Consider the following 17,459-nt stretch of genomic DNA (forward strand, 5'->3'; position numbering starts at 1 on the left):
CAGAAAACCATAAAAAGAATAAAAAACTTGAGAAAAAGCGCCATTTTGTTGGACGAGAACGCTTGCACGACGAAAAAACCTAGTTGTATGATGTCTATCAACATCGCAACACCCAGCCACACCCCGCATAAAAATAATCAGTGGGAGAAAACCAAGTGAATACATCCATATCCGGGATGCACGAGGGAGCCGATTCGGTCCTGAAGTCCGCCATCTCGAAAGTGAAACGCCATGTCCTGCCGCTGTTCGTCATCATGTTCATCGTCAATTACATTGACCGCGTGAACATCGGCTTCGTCCGTGCCCACATGGAGCAGGACCTGGGGATCGGCGCTGCCGCCTATGGCCTTGGTGCCGGCCTGTTCTTCATCGGTTATGCACTGTTCGAAGTCCCCTCCAACATGCTTCTGCAAAAAGTCGGCGCACGTATCTGGCTGACCCGCATCATGCTGACCTGGGGTCTGGTCGCCGCGTGCATGGCCTTCATCCAGAACGAAACCCACTTCTACATCCTGCGATTTCTGCTGGGCGTGGCGGAAGCCGGGTTCTTTCCCGGGGTGATTTATTACTTCACGCGCTGGTTGCCAGGCGTTGAGCGCGGCAAGGCGATTGCGATTTTTCTCAGCGGTTCGGCCATTGCCTCGTTGATCTCCGGCCCGTTGTCCGGGTTGCTGTTGCAGATCAGCGGATTCGGGATGCACGGCTGGCAATGGATGTATTTCATTGAGGGGATGTTTTCAGTCGGGCTGTGCGTGTTCGTGTGGTTCTGGCTGGACTCAAAACCCCACGACGCCAAATGGCTGACCCGCGCCGAGCAAGATGCGCTGGTCAAAGCCATCGATGACGAGCAACTGGCCCGCGAAGCGGCAACGCCGATCAAGCCGTCGTTGGGCACGTTGCTTAAAGATCGCCAGATCATCCTGTTCTGCCTGATTTATTTCTTCATCCAGCTGACCATCTATGCCGCGACCTTCTGGCTGCCGAGCATCATCAAGAAGATGGGCGACCTCAGCGACATTCAGGTCGGGCTGTTCAACTCGATCCCATGGTTGCTGTCGATCGTCGGCATGTACGCCTTCGCTTCGCTGTCGGCCAAATGGAAAAACCAACAGGCCTGGGTCGCCGCTGCCCTGCTGATCGCGGCGGCCGGGATGTTCATGTCTACCACCGGCGGGCCGATCTTTGCCTTCGTTGCGATCTGCTTCGCGGCGCTGGGTTTCAAGTCCGCGTCGTCGCTGTTCTGGCCGATCCCTCAGGCTTATCTGGATGCGCGGATCGCGGCGGGTGTCATCGCGCTGATCAACTCGGTGGGCAACCTTGGCGGCTTCGTTGCACCGACCACGTTCGGCCTGCTCGAAGAACACACCGGCTCCATTCAGGGCGGGCTATATGGCCTGGCGGCGACATCGATCATCGCCGCGATCATCGTTTTCGCCGCGCGCAATACACCGAAAACCGCACCTGCCGTTGCACCGGGCAAACCAGCGCCCAATCACGCCTGAACCTCTGTTTTGAAGGACAAGAAAATGAACCCACAAGACACCGCAAAAGCCCCGATCATCACCAGCATGCAGGTGGTTCCGGTGGCTGGTCACGACGGCATGCTGCTCAATCTGAGCGGCGCCCACGGCCCGTTTTTCACCCGCAACATTGTGATCCTCAAGGACAACGCCGGTCACACCGGGGTCGGCGAAGTGCCGGGGGGCGAGCGCATTCGCCAGACGCTGGAAGACGCACGTTCGCTGGTGGTTGGCAGCCCGATTGGCACGTATCAGAAGATTCTCAACCAGGTGCGCCAGACCTTCGCCGAGCGTGATGCCGGCGGTCGCGGTTTGCAGACGTTCGACCTGCGTATCACTATTCACGCGGTCACGGGCCTGGAAGCCGCCCTCCTCGACTTGCTCGGTCAGCACCTGGACGTGCCGGTCGCGGCCCTGCTCGGCGAAGGCCAGCAACGCGACGAAGTGAAGATGCTCGGTTATCTGTTTTATGTCGGTGATCGCAATGAAACCGATCTGGCCTATCGCAGCGAACCAGACGCCGACAACGACTGGTTCCGCGTGCGCCACGAGAAAGCCATGACCGCCGACGCCGTGGTGCGCCTGGCCGAGGCCGCGCACGCCCGTTACGGCTTCAAGGACTTCAAACTCAAGGGCGGCGTGCTCAGCGGCGACGAGGAAATTGAAGCGGTCACCGCGTTGGCCGAACGCTTCCCTGACGCACGAATTACCCTCGATCCGAATGGCGCGTGGTCACTCAAGGAAGCCATTCGACTGTGCCGCGATCAGCATCACGTGCTCGCCTACGCCGAAGACCCGTGTGGGGCAGAAAATGGCTATTCGGGCCGCGAAGTGATGGCTGAGTTTCGTCGCGCCACGGGCCTGAAAACCGCGACCAACATGATCGCCACCGACTGGCGGGAAATGGGCCACGCGATCCAGTTGCAATCGGTTGATATCCCGTTGGCCGATCCGCATTTCTGGACCATGCAGGGCTCGGTTCGTGTGGCGCAGATGTGCCACGAATGGGGCCTGACCTGGGGCTCGCACTCCAACAATCACTTCGATATCTCCCTGGCGATGTTCACCCATGTCGCGGCGGCTGCGCCGGGTGAAATCACTGCAATCGATACGCACTGGATCTGGCAGGACGGCCAGCGCCTGACCAAGGCTCCGCTGCAAATCGTCGGTGGTTGCGTGCAGGTGCCGAAGAAACCGGGGCTAGGGGTTGAACTGGATCTGGATCAGTTGGCCAAGGCTCATGAGTTGTATAAAGGCATGGGATTGGGCGCGCGGGATGACAGCGTGGCGATGCAGTTTCTGATTCCGGGGTGGACGTTTGATAACAAGCGGCCGTGTCTGGTGCGTTAATCCTTCGAAACCACCTCACTCCCTGTGGGAGCGGGCTTGCCCGCGATGAGGGACTGACCTACAACATTGATGTTGACTGACAGGCCGCCATCGCGGGCAAGTCGGATCGCCGCACCGCCGCTCCCACAGGATTTGCATTCATTTCAATTCATCTTGGACGCTTGCAGCAGCCACTCCTTGAACATCGTCATCGCCGACGTTTCGGGGCGCGACTGCAAGCGGGTCAGCCAATAGCTGCCAGTGGTGATGCCGATGTCGAACGGTTGCTCGATCGCACCCACCGCCAGTTGCCGGGCGAACATCAGCGGCGGCGCCAAGGCAATACCTGCGCCCTGCAACGCAGCTTCCATCATGGCGAGCGAGGAGTCGAAGACGATGCTCTTGGGCGGCGGCGTATTGGCCGGCAACCCGGCGGCCAGAAACCACTCGGGCCACTCGTCTGTGCGGTAGGAACGCAACAGTGTGTGCTTGAGCAGGTCGGCGGGCTCTTGCAGCTGCGCGGCTATTGGCGGAACGCAGAGCACCGACAACGGCGCTTCAATCAGCCTCAAAGCCTCGATTCCGTGCCAGGCGCCGGCGCCAAAACGGATGGCGTAATCCAGCCCTTCGGCGGCCACATCCACCCGGTTATTGTTGGTCGACAGGCGTAAATCTATGTACGGATGTTTCGACTGGAAGTCCGCCAGCCGCGGCAACAGCCAACCCACCGCAAACGTCCCCACGGCACCCACGGTGACCACTTCACGAAAATGCCCACCCTCGAATCGCTCAAGGGTTTCGGCAATCCGGTCGAAGGACTCGCGCAATACCGGCAGCAAGGTTTCGCCTTCACTGGTCAGCATCAAGCCGCGGGGCAAGCGTTTGAACAGCGTCACGTTAAGCTGGGCTTCAAGGCTTTTGACTTGATGGCTGACCGCCGCAGGCGTGACGAACAACTCCACCGCCGCCCGAGTGAAGCTCAAATGGCGCGCAGAAGCCTCGAAGGCGCGTAATGCATTCAGCGGCAGATGAGGACGAATCATGCCCACTCCCAAATTTTTCTAATGGCTTACCCGAAATATCGTCGTTTGTCGATTGCCGCCCGACTGCCTAGATTTGGCGCGCCCGTCAGCCGTCCGGTTTTAAATCCGTTCGGAGTGTAGCGGGTAAAGTAATGGCAACTCATGGAGAGTGGTTCCAATCATGTACAAATTTAATCTGCCAAGACTTGCGTCCTTCAGCGCTTTCGCCCTTTTGCTTGGTGCAAGTCACTGTATGGCCGCAACAAAATCCGACGATCAACTCGACGCTTTGGTGAAAGCCGCCATCGGGCCGGTGATACAGGAACAAAATATCCCTGGCATCGCGGTCGCGATCACCCTGAATGGCCAGCAGCATTACTTTAACTACGGCGTGGCCTCGAAAGAGGACGGCAAAGCGGTCAGCAAGGACACGCTTTTTGAAATCGGTTCGGTGAGTAAAACCTTTGCCACCACGTTGGCTGCCTACGCCCAGACCAGCGGCAAACTGTCTTTGTCTGACCGGGCCAGCCAGGTTTGGCCTGAGTTGAAAGGTAGTGCGTTCGACAGCATCAGCGTGTTGCAACTCGGCACTTACACCGCTGGCGGGCTGCCGTTGCAGTTCCCCGACGAGTCCGATCATCCAGACAAAATGCTCGCCTACTTCAAACAGTGGAAACCTGTGTATGCAGCCGGCACCCACCGCCAGTATTCGAACCCCAGCCTTGGGCTGTCCGGTTATCTGGCGGCCAAAAGCATGGGCCAGCCGTTCGATGAGTTGATGGAAAAGACCCTGTTGCCGAAACTTGGGCTCAAGCACACCTACCTCAAGGTACCGCAGGATCAGATGGAGCTTTACGCCCAGGGTTACGGCAAGGATGGCAAACCGGTGCGGGTGAGCCCGGGGGCGCTGGATTCGGAAGCGTATGGCGTGAAAACCAGCGCTGCGGATTTGCTTCGTTATGTTGAAGCCAACCTGAAACCGGCAACGCTGGAAAAGCCCTTGCAGCAAGCGATTGCCCTCACTCACAGCGGTTACTACACCGTGGGCGAGATGACGCAGGGGTTGGGGTGGGAGCTCTATAACTATCCGGCCAGCCTCGATACGTTGCTGAGTGGCAACTCGACGGAAATGGCGATGGAGGCTCATAAAGTCCAGTGGCTGAACCCGCCGCAACCTGCGAAAGACGCAGCATGGTTCAACAAGACCGGGTCGACGGGTGGTTTCGGCGCTTATGTCGCGTTCGTGCCTTCGAAAGACATCGGCATCGTTATCCTGGCGAACAAGAATTACCCGAATCCGGAGCGGATCAAGATTGCTCACAAGATATTGAGTGCCCTGACTGAATAACCCAGAGCAACTCGATCCCCGGCAAACACGATCCCCTGTAGCAGCTGCCGAGCAGTGCGAGGCTGCGTTCGGCGACGAAGTCGTCGCAAAACCTGCGCATGCAGTACTCCTGAAACACCGCGCTGGCTGATTTCACGACTGCTTCGCAGCCGAACGCAGCCTCGCAGGCTCGGCAGCTGCTACAAATATCGTTCGACAATAAAAATGGGCGACCCGTTTGAGGTCGCCCATTGTCGTTATTACGTCAACTCAATGCCGAGTCGGCGGCCGGGCGTCAGGCCCATCGTTTCCCGGATCAAGATTGTCCCGAGCCTGATTCACCAACAACTCCGCAATCCCTGCCAACTGCTGTATCGCCCCCAGCACAACCCGGTTCGAGCCATCCAGCTTACCGGCAAAACTCACAATCACGGCATTCAGTGAAGCAAGGGTTTCGCTGGCCTGGCGCAAGAGGGTGATGGTGTCGACCCCGGGGGCGATGCTCAAAATCTGTTTGATCGGGACGGAAAGCCTGGGTTTGCGCACGCGGATGCTGGTGTCGCGCCCGGTCGTTTCGCCAAGGCGAACGAGCTTCAGGTGGCTGGCATCGGTTGGGCGTTGCGCATCATTTTTGCCGAACTTCTTCATAGACGAGGCTCCTTTCTGGCCATTGGTATTGTTCGTCCCTGGATCCCTCAGTGTTGCGGACTCCCACGTCCTACCGCGAGTTTTGCGGTGGCTGACGAAGGCTAACGGTGCGCTCTGACAGAAACCAGTTCATGAAGTCCGACAGGACTTGCAGGAAATTTCCGAGACCAATGAAATCAGTACATCACCCCACGGTACACCCGTTTTTTTTGTAGCAGCTGTCGAGCAGCGCGAGGCTGCGTTCGAGCACGAAGCGGTCGCAATCCAGAGAATGCGGTTTGCCTGAAAGCAAGCAGTTGCAGGTTTTACGACTGCTGCGCAGCCGGACGCAGGCTGCGCCAGCTGCTACACGGGGATGTTCAATCGTCCGGCATTTCCGGGGGCTTGGTGGGTTTCGCCGGTTTACCCGGTTTTGCGCCCTTGGCACCTGTAGCGGCCGGTTCGGCGACAACGGGCGTCGCGACTGTCGGCGGTGCGGCTTCTTTCTCGGTCGCCGGCAGGGCATCGATGGTGTCGAAGATTTTCTTCAAATCGACCGACTTTGATTCATCCCCCGAACTCTCGAACTTCTTCTCGCCGTCCTTGCCCACCAGGATGACTTTGGGCAACGCCCCCGCGCCAAGTTTCAGCGAGCGGATCAATGCCATAGTGTCCTGTGGACCGAGGTCCTTGCCGTCGAGCTGACCGGACATGTTCAGCACCGTGTACACCCTGATATTGCGCTGGGCGATACCTTCCTTGTTGGCCGGATCGTTCAGCGAATTTTTCAGGCCCACCCAGACCGGGTTAGCGGTGTTGGGAGCAATCACAATCAGTGGTCGGGCCCTGCCCTTGTCGATGTCCAAAGGTGAGCCGTCTTCGGCGGCGAGCAAGGGGCCGGCGAAAGCCAGCAAGGTAGTCAGGGTCAAAGACCTGATGAGCATGCGCATCTCCTTTTGATATCCACGCTCTAATGATTGCGCATCGCGGCGATCGTTCCGGGTGACGCACCGCAATTGTGTTCCGCCTTGTCCCAAGCTTAGGTCAGGGCGGTCATTGCGCAACAGCTTGAGCTAATCTCATCGCTCATAACGAGCCGCCTGATCCGCCGTGAGGACCCCGCCATGAGCGCTCAGTTGAACCACACCATCGTCTGGTGCCGAGACAAACAGATCTCCGCCCATTACCTCGCCGAGATCCTCGGCCTGCCTCGTCCCGAGCCGTTCGGGCCGATGCTGATCGTCAAGCTCGACAATGACGTGTCGCTGGATTTCTACGACAACGATCCGCCAATCGCCTCCCAGCACTACGCGTTTTTGATCGGTGAGGATGATTTCGATGCCGCGTTTGCTCGCCTGCAAGCGCGCAAGCAGCCCTGGTGGGCTGACCCCGGCAAGCAACGGCCCGACGAGATCAACGATTACGGTGGTGGCCGGCGGGTTTATTTCGATGACCCGGACGGGCATCTGCTGGAGATTCTCACGCGGCCCTGAGGCGGGAGCCGTGCCGGTTCAGAACGCCAGTTTGTAGCCGATCAGCACCAGCATCGTGGCCAGGCAAGGGCGCAAAACTTCGTCGGAGATGCGACCGGTCAAATGGCTGCCCAGGTAGATCCCCGGCAGCGAACCGATCAGCAAATAACCCAGCACCTGCCAATCCATGTTGCCCATGCTCGCATGGCCCAGGCCAGCGACCAGAGTCAGGGGGACGGCGTGGGCGATTTCCGTGCCGACGAGGCGGCGCGTCGGCAGCAGCGGATAGAGGATGAACAACGCCACAGTGCCAAGGGCGCCGGCACCAATGGAGGTCAGCGCGACCATGGTGCCCAGCACCAGACCGGTGATGACCGTCAGGACATTCAGGCGCGAACCGCTGGGGTTGTATTGGCCGCCCGCACGTTTGTGGGCGAAGTCGAGCAGGCGTTTTTTGAAGAAAATCGCCAGTGCCGTGGCAAACAGTACGAAGCCCAGCGCCTGTTTGATGACGGCGTTCATTGCATCGGGGGAAGTCTGCAAACTGCTCAGGAACCACAGCGTCAGCGCTACCGCCGGCACGCTGCCGAGAGTCAGCCAGCCAGTAATCGCCCAGTCGATGTTGTTGTTCTTGCGATGAACCAGCACACCGCTGGATTTGGTAATGGCCGCGTACAGCAAGTCAGTGCCCACCGCCGTGGCCGGGTTGATACCAAACCAGAGCAGAATCGGGGTCATCAACGAACCACCGCCCACGCCGGTCATGCCGACGATGAAGCCTACTACCAATCCTGCAACCACCAACCCGAAGTTAACGAAATCCATTAACACGCCCGCACAAAACACATGAAAAAACTGGCCCGCAGCATAGCGATTTTTCTTATAACCACTTATATCGATACGGACTATCGTTATTCCACAACACATCATTCACCCCTGTGTACCCAATTCCCCTGTGGGAGTGAGGCTGCTCGCGATGATGACGGACTAACAGGCAACATTGATGTCGACTGATCCACCGCTATCGCGAGCAGGCTCGCTCCTACAGGGGGACGCGGTGTAAGTGAGTGTGGTGAGGTGGATCTACTGCACCGGCAAGAAATTCAAAAACAGCAAACTCTGCGCATAGTTCAGGCCGATCCGCCGATAACGCTCGTCCAGCATCTGCGTAAGCAGGTCCAGCCGCGCGACGATCTTGCCGAACTCCACGGCAAAACTCAGGTTGCTGCCCTCCTCCGAAATTTCGTTGGAGAACAGCAAGGGCTCGCCGTTTTTATTTTGCCGCTGGCTCAGGATCCAGGTGGCTTTCTCGATGTTGCGTGCGGCGTTGCTGACGAAGGTCGGGTTGATCGCATCGGTCATGTAGAACTCGAGGCGATTGCCGTGGGCCGTGACCAGCATGCTGCCGATGGCATAGATGAAGGCGCCGACCCGGTCGCCAAGAAACTCCGGGCTCATGGCATAACTCAGTGCCGCCAGGTCTTTCTTGCCGCCGAGGGTGGGCAGCGGCTGTTGCTGTTCGATGGCCAGGCGCACTTGCTTTCCGGCGGTGCGGGCGTCGAGGAAACCGGATTTTTTTAACTCGTCCGGGTTGCGCAGGTAGAGCTTGCTCATCAGCAAATAAAGGCTGTCGAGGTTGTCGCGCATGGCCAGGGTCGCCATGCGGTCGACGCTAGTCTGGAGGAATTCCTGGGGCGTGCCTTCACGAAACTGGCTGACGATGTCGCTGCCCTGTTGCTGGCTGCAACCGCTGGCGAAGAGCATCGACAGGCTGGCCAGCAGCAGGCATTGGCGACGTATTGATGACGTGAAGCAGGGTAAAACTCGAGCCATGGGTGCTTGAACTTGGGCATTGGCCGACGGTGGGGATCGCCGCAGGCTGGCCAAGGATAGAGCCGCCAAAGCTGAAAAAGTGCAGTGCCGATGGTCCGTAAACACCGACTCTCGGTACGACCAACATCTAATTAGTCATACTTTATAATTGCAACGCTCCGCACATAAGCTATAAATCCTCCCTTGATCAAATACTAAATCGATTTTTAGTATGACTAATAACTCAAAAACAAAAAAAGGAAGGTCAACTATGCTGCAATCCCGACACCTGCTCTCCGGCCTTGGACTGTCCCTGATGATCGCCACCCTCCCCACTCAAGCGGCTAGCCTGTCCAGCGAACACAAAGCGTTCGGCAAGACCAACGACGGCACACCCGTCGAGCAATACATCTTGCGCAACAGCCACGGCCTGCAAGCCACAATCATTACTTACGGCGGCATTTTGCAGTCGCTCAAGGTGCCGGACAAAAACGGTAAGCTCGACGATGTGGTGCTGGGTTTTGACGATGTTCAGAGCTATCAGGGCGGCACAGCGTACTTTGGCGCGACCATCGGGCGTTTCGGCAATCGCTTGGCCAACGGCGCGTTCGAACTGGACGGCAAACGCTATCAGGTGCCGCTCAATGACGGTTCCAACTCGCTGCACGGCGGCCCGCAGGGTTTTGACAAACACGTGTGGAAAGCCCAGCCGAGCAAAGGCAAGGATTCGGTGGGCGTGACCCTGACGTACCTGTCGGTGGACGGTGAAATGGGCTTCCCCGGCAACCTCAAAACCGAGGTGACCTACAGCCTCACCGAGAACAATGAGTTGCGCATCGACTACAAGGCCAGCACCGATAAACCCACCGTGCTGAACCTGACCAACCACAGCTATTTCAACCTCGCCGGTGCAGGTAATGGCGATGTGCTGAAACAGCTCGTGACGCTGCATTCGACCCACTACACACCGGTCACCGCCAAGCTGATTCCTACCGGTGAACTGGCCCCGGTCGCCGGTACACCGATGGACTTCACGCAGCCCACCGCTATCGGCAAAAACATCAAGGCCGATCACCCGCAACTGAAATTCGCCGAGCCGAAACAGGGCGGCTTCGATTTCAACTGGGCTCTGGACGCCAAGGGCGACGTGGGCAAGCTGGCCGCCGATGTCAGCGACCCACTCTCCGGGCGCCGCTTGCAGCTCTACACCACCGAACCCGGCGTGCAGTTTTACACCAGCAACTTCCTCGACGGCACGGTCAAGGGCAAGGGCGGCAAGGTTTATCCACATTGGGGCGCGTTTACGCTGGAGACTCAGCACTATCCGGACTCCCCCAACCAGCCGGGCTTCCCTTCCACCCGACTCGATCCGGGTAAAACCTATACCCAGAGCACAGTGCTGAAGTTTTCGGCTAACTAACCATCCGACATCGCGCGATCACGTAGCAGCTGCCGAGCAGCGCGAGGCTGCGTTCGACTGCGGAGCAGTCGTAAACCCGGTTTACGCGGTTTTCCTGAAAGAACCGGTTGCCTGATTTTACGACTGCTCCGCAGCCGAACGCAGCCTCGCGCTGCTCGGCAGCTGCTACACACCTACGGAACCACCGGGGTATTCTGCTGCCAACTAATGAGCACATATCGATTCGAAAAAGGAGGTTTTCATGCGGACCCTCGAATTGGCCGGCGTCAACGTCCCGGTCATCGGCCAAGGCACCTGGCGCATGGGCGAAGATCCCTTGCAACACCGCCAGGAAGTCGCCGCGCTGCGCCTGGGCATCGAGTTGGGCATGACCCTGATCGACACCGCCGAGATGTACGCCGAAGGCGGCGCTGAGGAAGTGGTCGGCGAAGCCATCGCCGGTCTGCGCGACAAAGTCTTTCTGGTCAGCAAAGTTTACCCGCACAACGCCAGCCGCAAAGGCATCCCCCAGGCCTGCGAGCGCAGCCTGCAACGTCTGAATACCGATTACATCGATTTATACCTGCTGCATTGGCGCGGCCAGTATCCGCTTGAAGAAACCGTCGAAGCCTTCGAACGCCTGCGTGAAGACGGCAAGATCGGCCGATGGGGCGTGTCCAACTTCGACGTCGAGGACCTGGAGGAATTGAACTCACCGGCCTGCGCCACCAATCAGGTGCTGTACAACCTGGAAGAGCGCGGCATCGAATTTGACCTGCTGCCGTGGTGCCAACAGCATCATCAGCCGTTGATGGCATACTGTCCCATCGGTCAGGGAGGAACGATGCTGGCCCATCCGGCACTCAAACAGATTGCCGCCCGTCACGCCGTGACGCCGGCCCTAGTAGCACTGGCATGGATTCTGCGACAGACAGGCGTGATCGCCATCCCCAAAGCGGTCAAACCTGAACATGTGCAACTGAATGCGCAGGCCGCGCAATTGCGGCTCAACGACGAGGATCTGAAGGCGCTCGACCACGCGTATCACGCGCCACAACGCAAGCACCGGTTGGCCATGGTCTGAGCCATCGCGGTAGTGTCAGAGGGCTTCTGCATGAGAAGCACTGATCAGCTCGACGCCTTTAATTTGCCGCGTTTTATCCAGGCTCAAGACCCTGTGTACAACCGGGTTCTAGAAGAACTGCGCGCTGGCCACAAACGCAGTCACTGGATGTGGTTCATCTTCCCGCAGTTCGCCGGGTTGGGCGGGAGCGAGATGTCCCGACACTTTGCCATTCGTTCCATCGAGGAAGCCGTGGCTTATCTGAATCATCCGCTGCTGGGTTCGCGATTGCGCGCCTGCACACAACTGGTGCTGAACATCGAACAGCGCTCGGTTGCAGGCATATTCGGCCATCCCGACGATCTCAAGTTTCACTCCTCCATGACGTTGTTCGCCCAGGTGGCCCCCGCAGATAACCTCTTCAACCAGGCACTGGATCAGTATTTCCACGGCATTCTGGACGACTGGACGCTGTTGCTGCTGGACTCAAAACAGGCCCAGTTGCCCACCAATCAAGGTTGAGAAGTCGTCGTCCACGAAAGGCAGGATGGCATCCGCCACCGGTTGCAGTTGTCGGGTGACGTAATGGTCGTAGTCGATGGGCGCGCTGCGAATCTCCAGCGGCTCAGGCCCGGCGACGCTGATCACGTAGCTGATCCAGCCGCCGTTCTGGTATTGCCGCGGGCGGCCCTGCTGGTCGTTGTACTCATCAGCGATCCGCGCCGCACGGACGTGGGGCGGCACGTTGCGTTCATAGTCATCCAGGGTACGGCGCAGGCGCTTGCGGTAGATCAGGCGATCATCGAACTCACCGGCCAGGGTTTTTCGCACGTAATCGCGCACGTAATCCTGATACGGCTTGCGATGGAAGATCCGCGAGTACAGCTCCTGCTGGAATTGCCGGGCCAGCGGCGACCAGTCGGTGCGCACGGTTTCCAGTCCCTTGTAGACCATTTCGTCGGTGCCATCGGCGCGGGTGACCAGCCCGGCGTAACGCTTCTTGCTGCCCTCCTCGGCGCCTCGAATGGTCGGCATCAGAAAGCGTTTGTAGTGAGTCTCGAACTGCAATTCCAGGGCGCTTTCCAGCCCGTATTCCTGCTGCACATGCTCGCGCCACCACTGGTTGACGTGGTCCACCAGCGCGCGGCCGATCTGCGCGGCTTCTTCCTGGCCATGGGCGCGACGGAGCCAGACGAACGTCGAGTCGGTGTCGCCGTAAATCACCGTGTGCCCCTGGGCTTCGATCAACTGCCGGGTGCGCAGCATGATCTCGTGGCCGCGCAAGGTGATGGACGAGGCCAGGCGCGTATCGAAAAAGCGACAACCGCTGGAACCGAGCACGCCATAGAAGGCGTTCATGATGATCTTCAGCGCTTGCGACAGCGGCGCGTTGTGTTCGCGCTTGGCGGTCTCGCGGCCTTCGGCAACCCGGGCAACGATTGCCGGCAGGCAATGCCGGGTCCTGGAAAAACGCGCACCACGGAAGCCCGGCACGGACTCGCTGTCGTCGGGATGCTGCAAGCCTTCGATCAGCCCGACCGGGTCAATCAGGAAGGTGCGGATAATCGACGGATAGAGGCTTTTGTAATCGAGCACCAGCACCGACTCGTACAACCCGGGTTGTGAGTCCATGACAAAACCGCCAGGGCTGGCCTGCGCGGGCTTGTTCCCGAGATTCGGCGCCACGAAGCCCTGGCGGTGCATCAGCGGCATGTAAAGGTGGGTGAATGCCGCCACCGAACCGCCACTGCGATCCGCTGGCAAACCGGTGACGCTGGCGCGTTCCAGCAGGAAGGTCAGCAGTTCGGTCTTGGCGAAAATCCGCGTCACCAACTCGCAGTCCTTGAGGTTGTACTTGGCGAGCGCCGGTTTGTCCTCGGCGAACATGCGGTTGATTTCGTCCATGCGCTGGTACGGCGTGCTGATCGCCTTGCCCTCGCCGAGCAGGGTTTGCGCGACGTTTTCCAGGCTGAATGAGGGAAAGCTCCAGGTCGCCGAGCGCAGGGATTCGATGCCGTCGATGATCAGCCGGCCGGCGGCGGAGGCGAAGTAATGGTTGCGGCTGCCATGTTCGCGCCACTGCATTTCTTCGCCGCCACGCCCCAGTTTCAGCGGTACGCCCAGCTGCCGGGCGTGTTGGTGCAGCACGCGCAGGTCGAACTGCACGACGTTCCAGCCGATGATCGCGTCGGGGTCATGCTGGGCGAACCATTCGTTGAGCTTTTTCAGCAGCAGGGTTCGGGAGTCGCAGTATTCGAGCTGGAAATCCACCTCGCTGTCGTCGCCATTCGGCGGCCCAAGCATGTAGACCTGGCGCTCGCCGCAGCCTTCCAGGGCAATGGAGTACAACTCGCCCTGAGCGGTAGTTTCGATGTCCAGAGAGACCAGTCTGAGGTTGGGCCGGTAGTCGGGGGCCGGTTTCATTTGTGCGTCGAGCAGCAGGCCGTCGGCACTTGGCGTGCCACCGAACAAGACAGGTGCGGTGATGAAGCGCTCCATCATGTAGCGTTCCGGCGGGCGCACGTCGGCCTCGAACATCTCGACGCCGGATTTACGCAGCGCGGTTTCCAGGCGCATCAACTGACCGTGTTGCTGGCAGTACAGGCCGAGCACCGGACGGTGTTCGAAGTCCTGGAGGGCCAATGGTTTCAGCTCGACATTTTTTTCGCCGCGCAAAACAGCCTCGGCCTGCTCGCGCTGGGCTGCCGGGATGAAGGCTACCGATGGTTGATGAGGCAGACGGATACGCTGGGGACCGATGTCGGTCGCCAGCCAGAACTCGACTTGCGTACCGGCCGGGGTGTCGCGCCAATGCCGGGTCAGGACAAAACCCTGCTGTAAATCCACCACTGCAACCTCAAGATTTGATTCAGGCGGCAATTCTACGCGTCATTGCGGGGGATAGCCCTCACCGCGAGGTGGATGCATTCCCTGTAGGAGTGAGCCTGCTCGCGATAGCGGTGGACCAGTCAATGCAAGTGTCGCCTGATACACCACTATCGCGAGCAGGCTCACTCCTACAAGGGGTTTGTGTCGGCCCATGGATCAGTGGATAACTGTGGAATGTTCCGGGTTTTCGGAAGAAAAACCGCCCAATGACGTTTTTTGAGCGTTATCTGCCGCTTTGCGCCTTGCCCTCAGCGCCCGGGTCTACGATTCTTCAATAACAACGACAACACCTGAGAAATTGCCATGAAAACCGTCGCCCAACTGCTGAAGTTAAAGGCTGAACAGAATCATGAAGTCCACATCATTGCACCGCATCAAATGGTGCTGGAAGCGTTGATGGTCATGGCCGCGAAAAACGTCGGCGCCTTGCCGGTCGTGAAGAATGGCGAGGTCGTCGGCATCATCAGCGAACGTGATTACGCGCGCAAACTTGTGCTCAAGGGCCGCTCCTCCGTCGGTACGCCGGTCGAAGACATCATGGTGTCGCCGGTCATCACCGTGGACACCCATCAAACCGTCGAAACCTGCATGGGCATCATGTCCGACAAACGCCTGCGGCACTTGCCGGTGGTGGAGAACGGGCAATTGATCGGTTTGCTGTCAATCGGCGACCTGGTCAAGGAAGCCATCGCCGAACAGGCTGAATTGATTCGGCAGTTGGAGCAGTACATTCGCGGCGAATAGTTCCGAAACACCACATTCCCAATGTGGGAGCGGGCTTGCTCGCGAAAGCGGTGTGTCAGTCAATGCAAGTGTCGACTGATACACCGCTTTCGCGAGCAAGCCCGCTCCCACATTTTGATTTGCGGTGTTCTTCAGGTTGGCCAATGCCGGGCGAAGACCGGGGCCAAGGTGGGGTGGTGGTCGATTCGCGTCAGCCATGCGTAAAAGCCGGGCCGGGCATTGCGCAGATGCTCGCGACTGCCCGCCCACCGCGTCACCACCGCCGCCAGCACATCCAGTGCGCCTGGCGTCTCGTCGTCCAGATACAACTCGCCCGAGAACTGATCGGCAAACACCTCCCAACTCCAGTGCAACCGTCGGCGGGCGCCGGCCATGAGGTTTTCCATGGACGCCGCATCCGCGTCGACCAGCCAACGCTCGGGGTAATCGATGATGCCGATGGCCGCGTAGCAATTGCTGACGATGTACACCAGGCCGCGAATGGCCTGATCGCGCTCGGCGGGCGTTTTCGACAGAAGATTCGACTCCGGAAACGCGAGCCCCAGATGAATCAGGATCGCCGCGCTCTCGGTCAGAATGCTGCCGTCGGGCAACTGCAAGGTCGGAATCTGCTTGAGCGGGTTGAGCTTCTCCAGGGCTTTGGCAGCCTCTGGAGACGACTCGACGTCGATGAAGCGGTAAGGGATTTCACAGAGCTCGAGTGCGGCCTCTATCGCAGCGGCGCCAGAGTTCTGGTGTCCGTAGAGCTGGTACATGATGCGGCCTCCTGGCGAGACGATAATGTAGTCAGTAGAGGCGCCGCTTGCCGGCCTCGTTCCATGGCACTGCGAATATAGCGGCTGAACGCGCTATCCCAGCGCCGCGATCAACTCTGCGGTCGTGACAATCGAGTGGGCATAGGTCGGACCATTGATCTCATGGGCGGCGTGCATCGCCTCTGCGCTGAAAGCGGCCGTGGCATCGCGCACCAGCGTCACGTGATAACCCAGTTCGGCGGCGAACCTGGAGGTGCTTTCGATGCAGGTATTGGCGAGCATCCCCACCACCACGACCTTGTCGATCCCGTGTTGTTTGAGCAGGTAGTCCAGATCGGTGTTGGCGAAACCGCTGCCACCCCAGTGTTCCTTGACGATCACGTCACCGGCTGCGGGCTGAAAGTCCGGGTGCCATTCCCCGCCCCAGGTTCCGGCGGCAAACACTTGCGCATGGCTGGCGCCTTGTTGATAGGGGCTGGGGTGTTTCCAGCGCGCCAGTTCATCGGGTTCGGCGCGGTGATGCGGAACGTAGAAAACCTGGATGCCGGCCTTGCGAATGGCCGCCACCACGGTCTTCAGGTTGGCCAGCGTGCCGACGCTGTCAGCCACCGGTTGAGCGCGGCCATGGAGTTTGCCGCCCTCGCTGAGGAAGTCGTTGTAGGGATCCACCAACAGCAGGCCGGTGTGGGCGGGAACATAGGAACTGGCATTCATGATCGATTCCTCAAGGGCAAAGGCACGCGCCAGCTATCCAGTGTAGAAGCGTCGATCGCCCAGGCCGTAGCCATCCGACGACTGAACCATCACGCCGACGTGGGGGGCATCGCGCTACCTATCATTGCCGTCGATGTTCACCATCACCTCAATGAAGTTCTCATAAAAAATCCGCGGCGTAAGATCGGCTCCATACCAAAACAACTACACCCCGGAGCACAAAATCATGAAACGCCAAATCCTTCTCAGCATCGCTTTCTCGGTTTTCGCAGTTAACGCTTTCGCCGCTACCTCTGCTCACCCGGTTGTCACTGAAGGCGGCTCGGATCGTCTGATTGAAAGTCGTGTGGCTGAGGGTGGTTCGGATCGTTTGATTGAAAACCGCGTTGCCGAAGGTGGTTCGGATCGTCTGATCGAAAATCGCGTTGCTGAAGGTGGTTCGGATCGTCTGATCGAAAATCGCGTCGCCGAAGGTGGTTCGGATCGTCTGATCGAAAACCGCGTTGCCGAAGGTGGTTCGGATCGTCTGATCGAGAACCGCGTTGCCGAAGGTGGTTCCGACCGTCTGATCGAAAACCGCGTTGCTGAAGGTGGTTCGGATCGTCTGATCGAGAACCGCGTTGCCGAAGGTGGTTCCGACCGTCTGATCGAAAACCGCGTTGCTGAAGGTGGTTCCGACCGTCTGATCGAAAGCCGCGCTGTATAAATGAATGGTTTTACCGCGGTACTCAATGAAAAACCCGGCCTCATCCGCCGGTTTTTTTTACGCCTGTTTTTTGCGGCCGG

The 17,459-nt window shown here is 58.9% G+C and carries 17 protein-coding genes; 9 read left to right on the forward strand and 8 right to left on the reverse strand.

Annotated features, from left to right (window positions below):
- Positions 1–155 precede the first annotated feature (155 nt).
- Complete coding sequence (locus tag ACYZT8_RS19285; RefSeq protein WP_461975080.1) at positions 156–1,502, forward strand: MFS transporter; 1,347 nt, start codon at positions 156–158, stop codon at positions 1,500–1,502.
- 24 nt (positions 1,503–1,526) lie between these two features.
- A complete protein-coding gene (gene gudD, locus ACYZT8_RS19290) occupies positions 1,527–2,870 on the forward strand; it encodes a glucarate dehydratase (protein WP_461975082.1) in 1,344 nt (447 codons plus the stop codon).
- 143 nt (positions 2,871–3,013) lie between these two features.
- Here gudD and ACYZT8_RS19295 read toward each other — a convergent pair whose 3' ends face one another.
- Positions 3,014–3,892 carry a LysR family transcriptional regulator gene (locus tag ACYZT8_RS19295; protein WP_461975084.1) on the reverse strand — a complete coding sequence of 293 codons (879 nt, stop codon included), beginning with the start codon at positions 3,890–3,892 and terminating at the stop codon, positions 3,014–3,016.
- Between the two features lie 160 nt (positions 3,893–4,052).
- Between ACYZT8_RS19295 and ampC the strand changes: the two genes are divergently transcribed.
- A complete protein-coding gene (ampC, locus tag ACYZT8_RS19300) occupies positions 4,053–5,219 on the forward strand; it encodes a class C beta-lactamase (RefSeq protein ID WP_461975086.1) in 1,167 nt (388 codons plus the stop codon).
- A 249-nt stretch (positions 5,220–5,468) separates the two neighbouring features.
- Here ampC and ACYZT8_RS19305 read toward each other — a convergent pair whose 3' ends face one another.
- Entirely contained in the window at positions 5,469–5,846 is a 378-nt protein-coding gene (locus ACYZT8_RS19305; protein WP_461975088.1) for a DUF6124 family protein, read from the reverse strand.
- A 359-nt stretch (positions 5,847–6,205) separates the two neighbouring features.
- Positions 6,206–6,769, reverse strand: a complete 564-nt coding sequence (locus ACYZT8_RS19310; protein ID WP_461975090.1) for a DUF4174 domain-containing protein — start codon at positions 6,767–6,769, stop codon at positions 6,206–6,208.
- Positions 6,770–6,949: 180 nt separating this feature from the next.
- Between ACYZT8_RS19310 and ACYZT8_RS19315 the strand changes: the two genes are divergently transcribed.
- Positions 6,950–7,318 carry a VOC family protein gene (locus ACYZT8_RS19315; RefSeq protein ID WP_461975092.1) on the forward strand — a complete coding sequence of 123 codons (369 nt, stop codon included), beginning with the start codon at positions 6,950–6,952 and terminating at the stop codon, positions 7,316–7,318.
- An 18-nt stretch (positions 7,319–7,336) separates the two neighbouring features.
- Here ACYZT8_RS19315 and ACYZT8_RS19320 read toward each other — a convergent pair whose 3' ends face one another.
- The gene (locus tag ACYZT8_RS19320; protein ID WP_461975094.1) at positions 7,337–8,122 is read right to left on the reverse strand and encodes a sulfite exporter TauE/SafE family protein; all 786 of its coding nucleotides are present in this window, start codon (positions 8,120–8,122) and stop codon (positions 7,337–7,339) included.
- Positions 8,123–8,380: 258 nt separating this feature from the next.
- On the reverse strand, positions 8,381–9,130 hold the full coding sequence (locus ACYZT8_RS19325; RefSeq protein WP_461975096.1) for a hypothetical protein: 750 nt from the start codon (positions 9,128–9,130) through the stop codon (positions 8,381–8,383).
- A 250-nt stretch (positions 9,131–9,380) separates the two neighbouring features.
- Between ACYZT8_RS19325 and ACYZT8_RS19330 the strand changes: the two genes are divergently transcribed.
- The 3 genes from ACYZT8_RS19330 to ACYZT8_RS19340 all read left to right on the forward strand — a co-directional run bounded on the left by ACYZT8_RS19330 (position 9,381) and on the right by ACYZT8_RS19340 (position 12,093).
- Positions 9,381–10,529, forward strand: a complete 1,149-nt coding sequence (locus ACYZT8_RS19330) for an aldose epimerase family protein (protein WP_461975098.1) — start codon at positions 9,381–9,383, stop codon at positions 10,527–10,529.
- Between the two features lie 241 nt (positions 10,530–10,770).
- Positions 10,771–11,592 carry an aldo/keto reductase gene (locus tag ACYZT8_RS19335; RefSeq protein WP_461975100.1) on the forward strand — a complete coding sequence of 274 codons (822 nt, stop codon included), beginning with the start codon at positions 10,771–10,773 and terminating at the stop codon, positions 11,590–11,592.
- A 30-nt stretch (positions 11,593–11,622) separates the two neighbouring features.
- Entirely contained in the window at positions 11,623–12,093 is a 471-nt protein-coding gene (locus ACYZT8_RS19340) for a DUF1810 domain-containing protein (RefSeq protein WP_461975101.1), read from the forward strand.
- Here ACYZT8_RS19340 and ACYZT8_RS19345 read toward each other — a convergent pair.
- Positions 12,058–14,418 (reverse strand): DNA polymerase II, encoded by a 2,361-nt coding sequence (locus ACYZT8_RS19345; protein ID WP_461975103.1) that lies wholly within the window; start codon positions 14,416–14,418, stop codon positions 12,058–12,060. The two genes, ACYZT8_RS19340 and ACYZT8_RS19345, sit on opposite strands and share 36 nt — an antisense overlap.
- A gap of 345 nt (positions 14,419–14,763) precedes the next feature.
- Here ACYZT8_RS19345 and ACYZT8_RS19350 point away from each other — a divergent pair, with 345 nt between their 5' ends.
- A complete protein-coding gene (locus ACYZT8_RS19350) occupies positions 14,764–15,204 on the forward strand; it encodes a CBS domain-containing protein (RefSeq protein WP_131059904.1) in 441 nt (146 codons plus the stop codon).
- 131 nt (positions 15,205–15,335) lie between these two features.
- Here ACYZT8_RS19350 and ACYZT8_RS19355 read toward each other — a convergent pair whose 3' ends face one another.
- Both ACYZT8_RS19355 and ACYZT8_RS19360 read right to left on the reverse strand, forming a co-directional pair.
- Complete coding sequence (locus tag ACYZT8_RS19355; RefSeq protein WP_461975106.1) at positions 15,336–15,959, reverse strand: glutathione S-transferase; 624 nt, start codon at positions 15,957–15,959, stop codon at positions 15,336–15,338.
- 93 nt (positions 15,960–16,052) lie between these two features.
- On the reverse strand, positions 16,053–16,673 hold the full coding sequence (locus ACYZT8_RS19360; RefSeq protein ID WP_461975108.1) for a cysteine hydrolase family protein: 621 nt from the start codon (positions 16,671–16,673) through the stop codon (positions 16,053–16,055).
- Between the two features lie 226 nt (positions 16,674–16,899).
- On the opposite strand from ACYZT8_RS19360, the gene ACYZT8_RS19365 reads away from it, so the two are divergent.
- Positions 16,900–17,379: a phage infection protein gene (locus ACYZT8_RS19365; protein ID WP_461975110.1), complete on the forward strand. Its 480-nt coding sequence runs from the start codon at positions 16,900–16,902 to the stop codon at positions 17,377–17,379.
- Positions 17,380–17,459 lie beyond the last annotated feature (80 nt).

Source organism: Pseudomonas sp. LB3P93, from assembly GCF_054898025.1.

Bases quoted from the DNA above. Each gene is read 5' to 3' on its own strand.
- gudD (WP_461975082.1), top strand. From the start codon at position 1,527: ATGAACCCACAAGACACCGCAAAAGCCCCGATCATCACCAGCATGCAG.
- ACYZT8_RS19295 (WP_461975084.1), bottom strand. From the start codon at position 3,892: ATGATTCGTCCTCATCTGCCGCTGAATGCATTACGCGCCTTCGAGGCT.
- ampC (WP_461975086.1), top strand. From the start codon at position 4,053: ATGTACAAATTTAATCTGCCAAGACTTGCGTCCTTCAGCGCTTTCGCC.
- ACYZT8_RS19305 (WP_461975088.1), bottom strand. From the start codon at position 5,846: ATGAAGAAGTTCGGCAAAAATGATGCGCAACGCCCAACCGATGCCAGC.
- ACYZT8_RS19310 (WP_461975090.1), bottom strand. From the start codon at position 6,769: ATGCTCATCAGGTCTTTGACCCTGACTACCTTGCTGGCTTTCGCCGGC.
- ACYZT8_RS19315 (WP_461975092.1), top strand. From the start codon at position 6,950: ATGAGCGCTCAGTTGAACCACACCATCGTCTGGTGCCGAGACAAACAG.
- ACYZT8_RS19320 (WP_461975094.1), bottom strand. From the start codon at position 8,122: ATGGATTTCGTTAACTTCGGGTTGGTGGTTGCAGGATTGGTAGTAGGC.
- ACYZT8_RS19325 (WP_461975096.1), bottom strand. From the start codon at position 9,130: ATGGCTCGAGTTTTACCCTGCTTCACGTCATCAATACGTCGCCAATGC.
- ACYZT8_RS19330 (WP_461975098.1), top strand. From the start codon at position 9,381: ATGCTGCAATCCCGACACCTGCTCTCCGGCCTTGGACTGTCCCTGATG.
- ACYZT8_RS19335 (WP_461975100.1), top strand. From the start codon at position 10,771: ATGCGGACCCTCGAATTGGCCGGCGTCAACGTCCCGGTCATCGGCCAA.
- ACYZT8_RS19340 (WP_461975101.1), top strand. From the start codon at position 11,623: ATGAGAAGCACTGATCAGCTCGACGCCTTTAATTTGCCGCGTTTTATC.
- ACYZT8_RS19350 (WP_131059904.1), top strand. From the start codon at position 14,764: ATGAAAACCGTCGCCCAACTGCTGAAGTTAAAGGCTGAACAGAATCAT.
- ACYZT8_RS19355 (WP_461975106.1), bottom strand. From the start codon at position 15,959: ATGTACCAGCTCTACGGACACCAGAACTCTGGCGCCGCTGCGATAGAG.
- ACYZT8_RS19360 (WP_461975108.1), bottom strand. From the start codon at position 16,673: ATGAATGCCAGTTCCTATGTTCCCGCCCACACCGGCCTGCTGTTGGTG.
- ACYZT8_RS19365 (WP_461975110.1), top strand. From the start codon at position 16,900: ATGAAACGCCAAATCCTTCTCAGCATCGCTTTCTCGGTTTTCGCAGTT.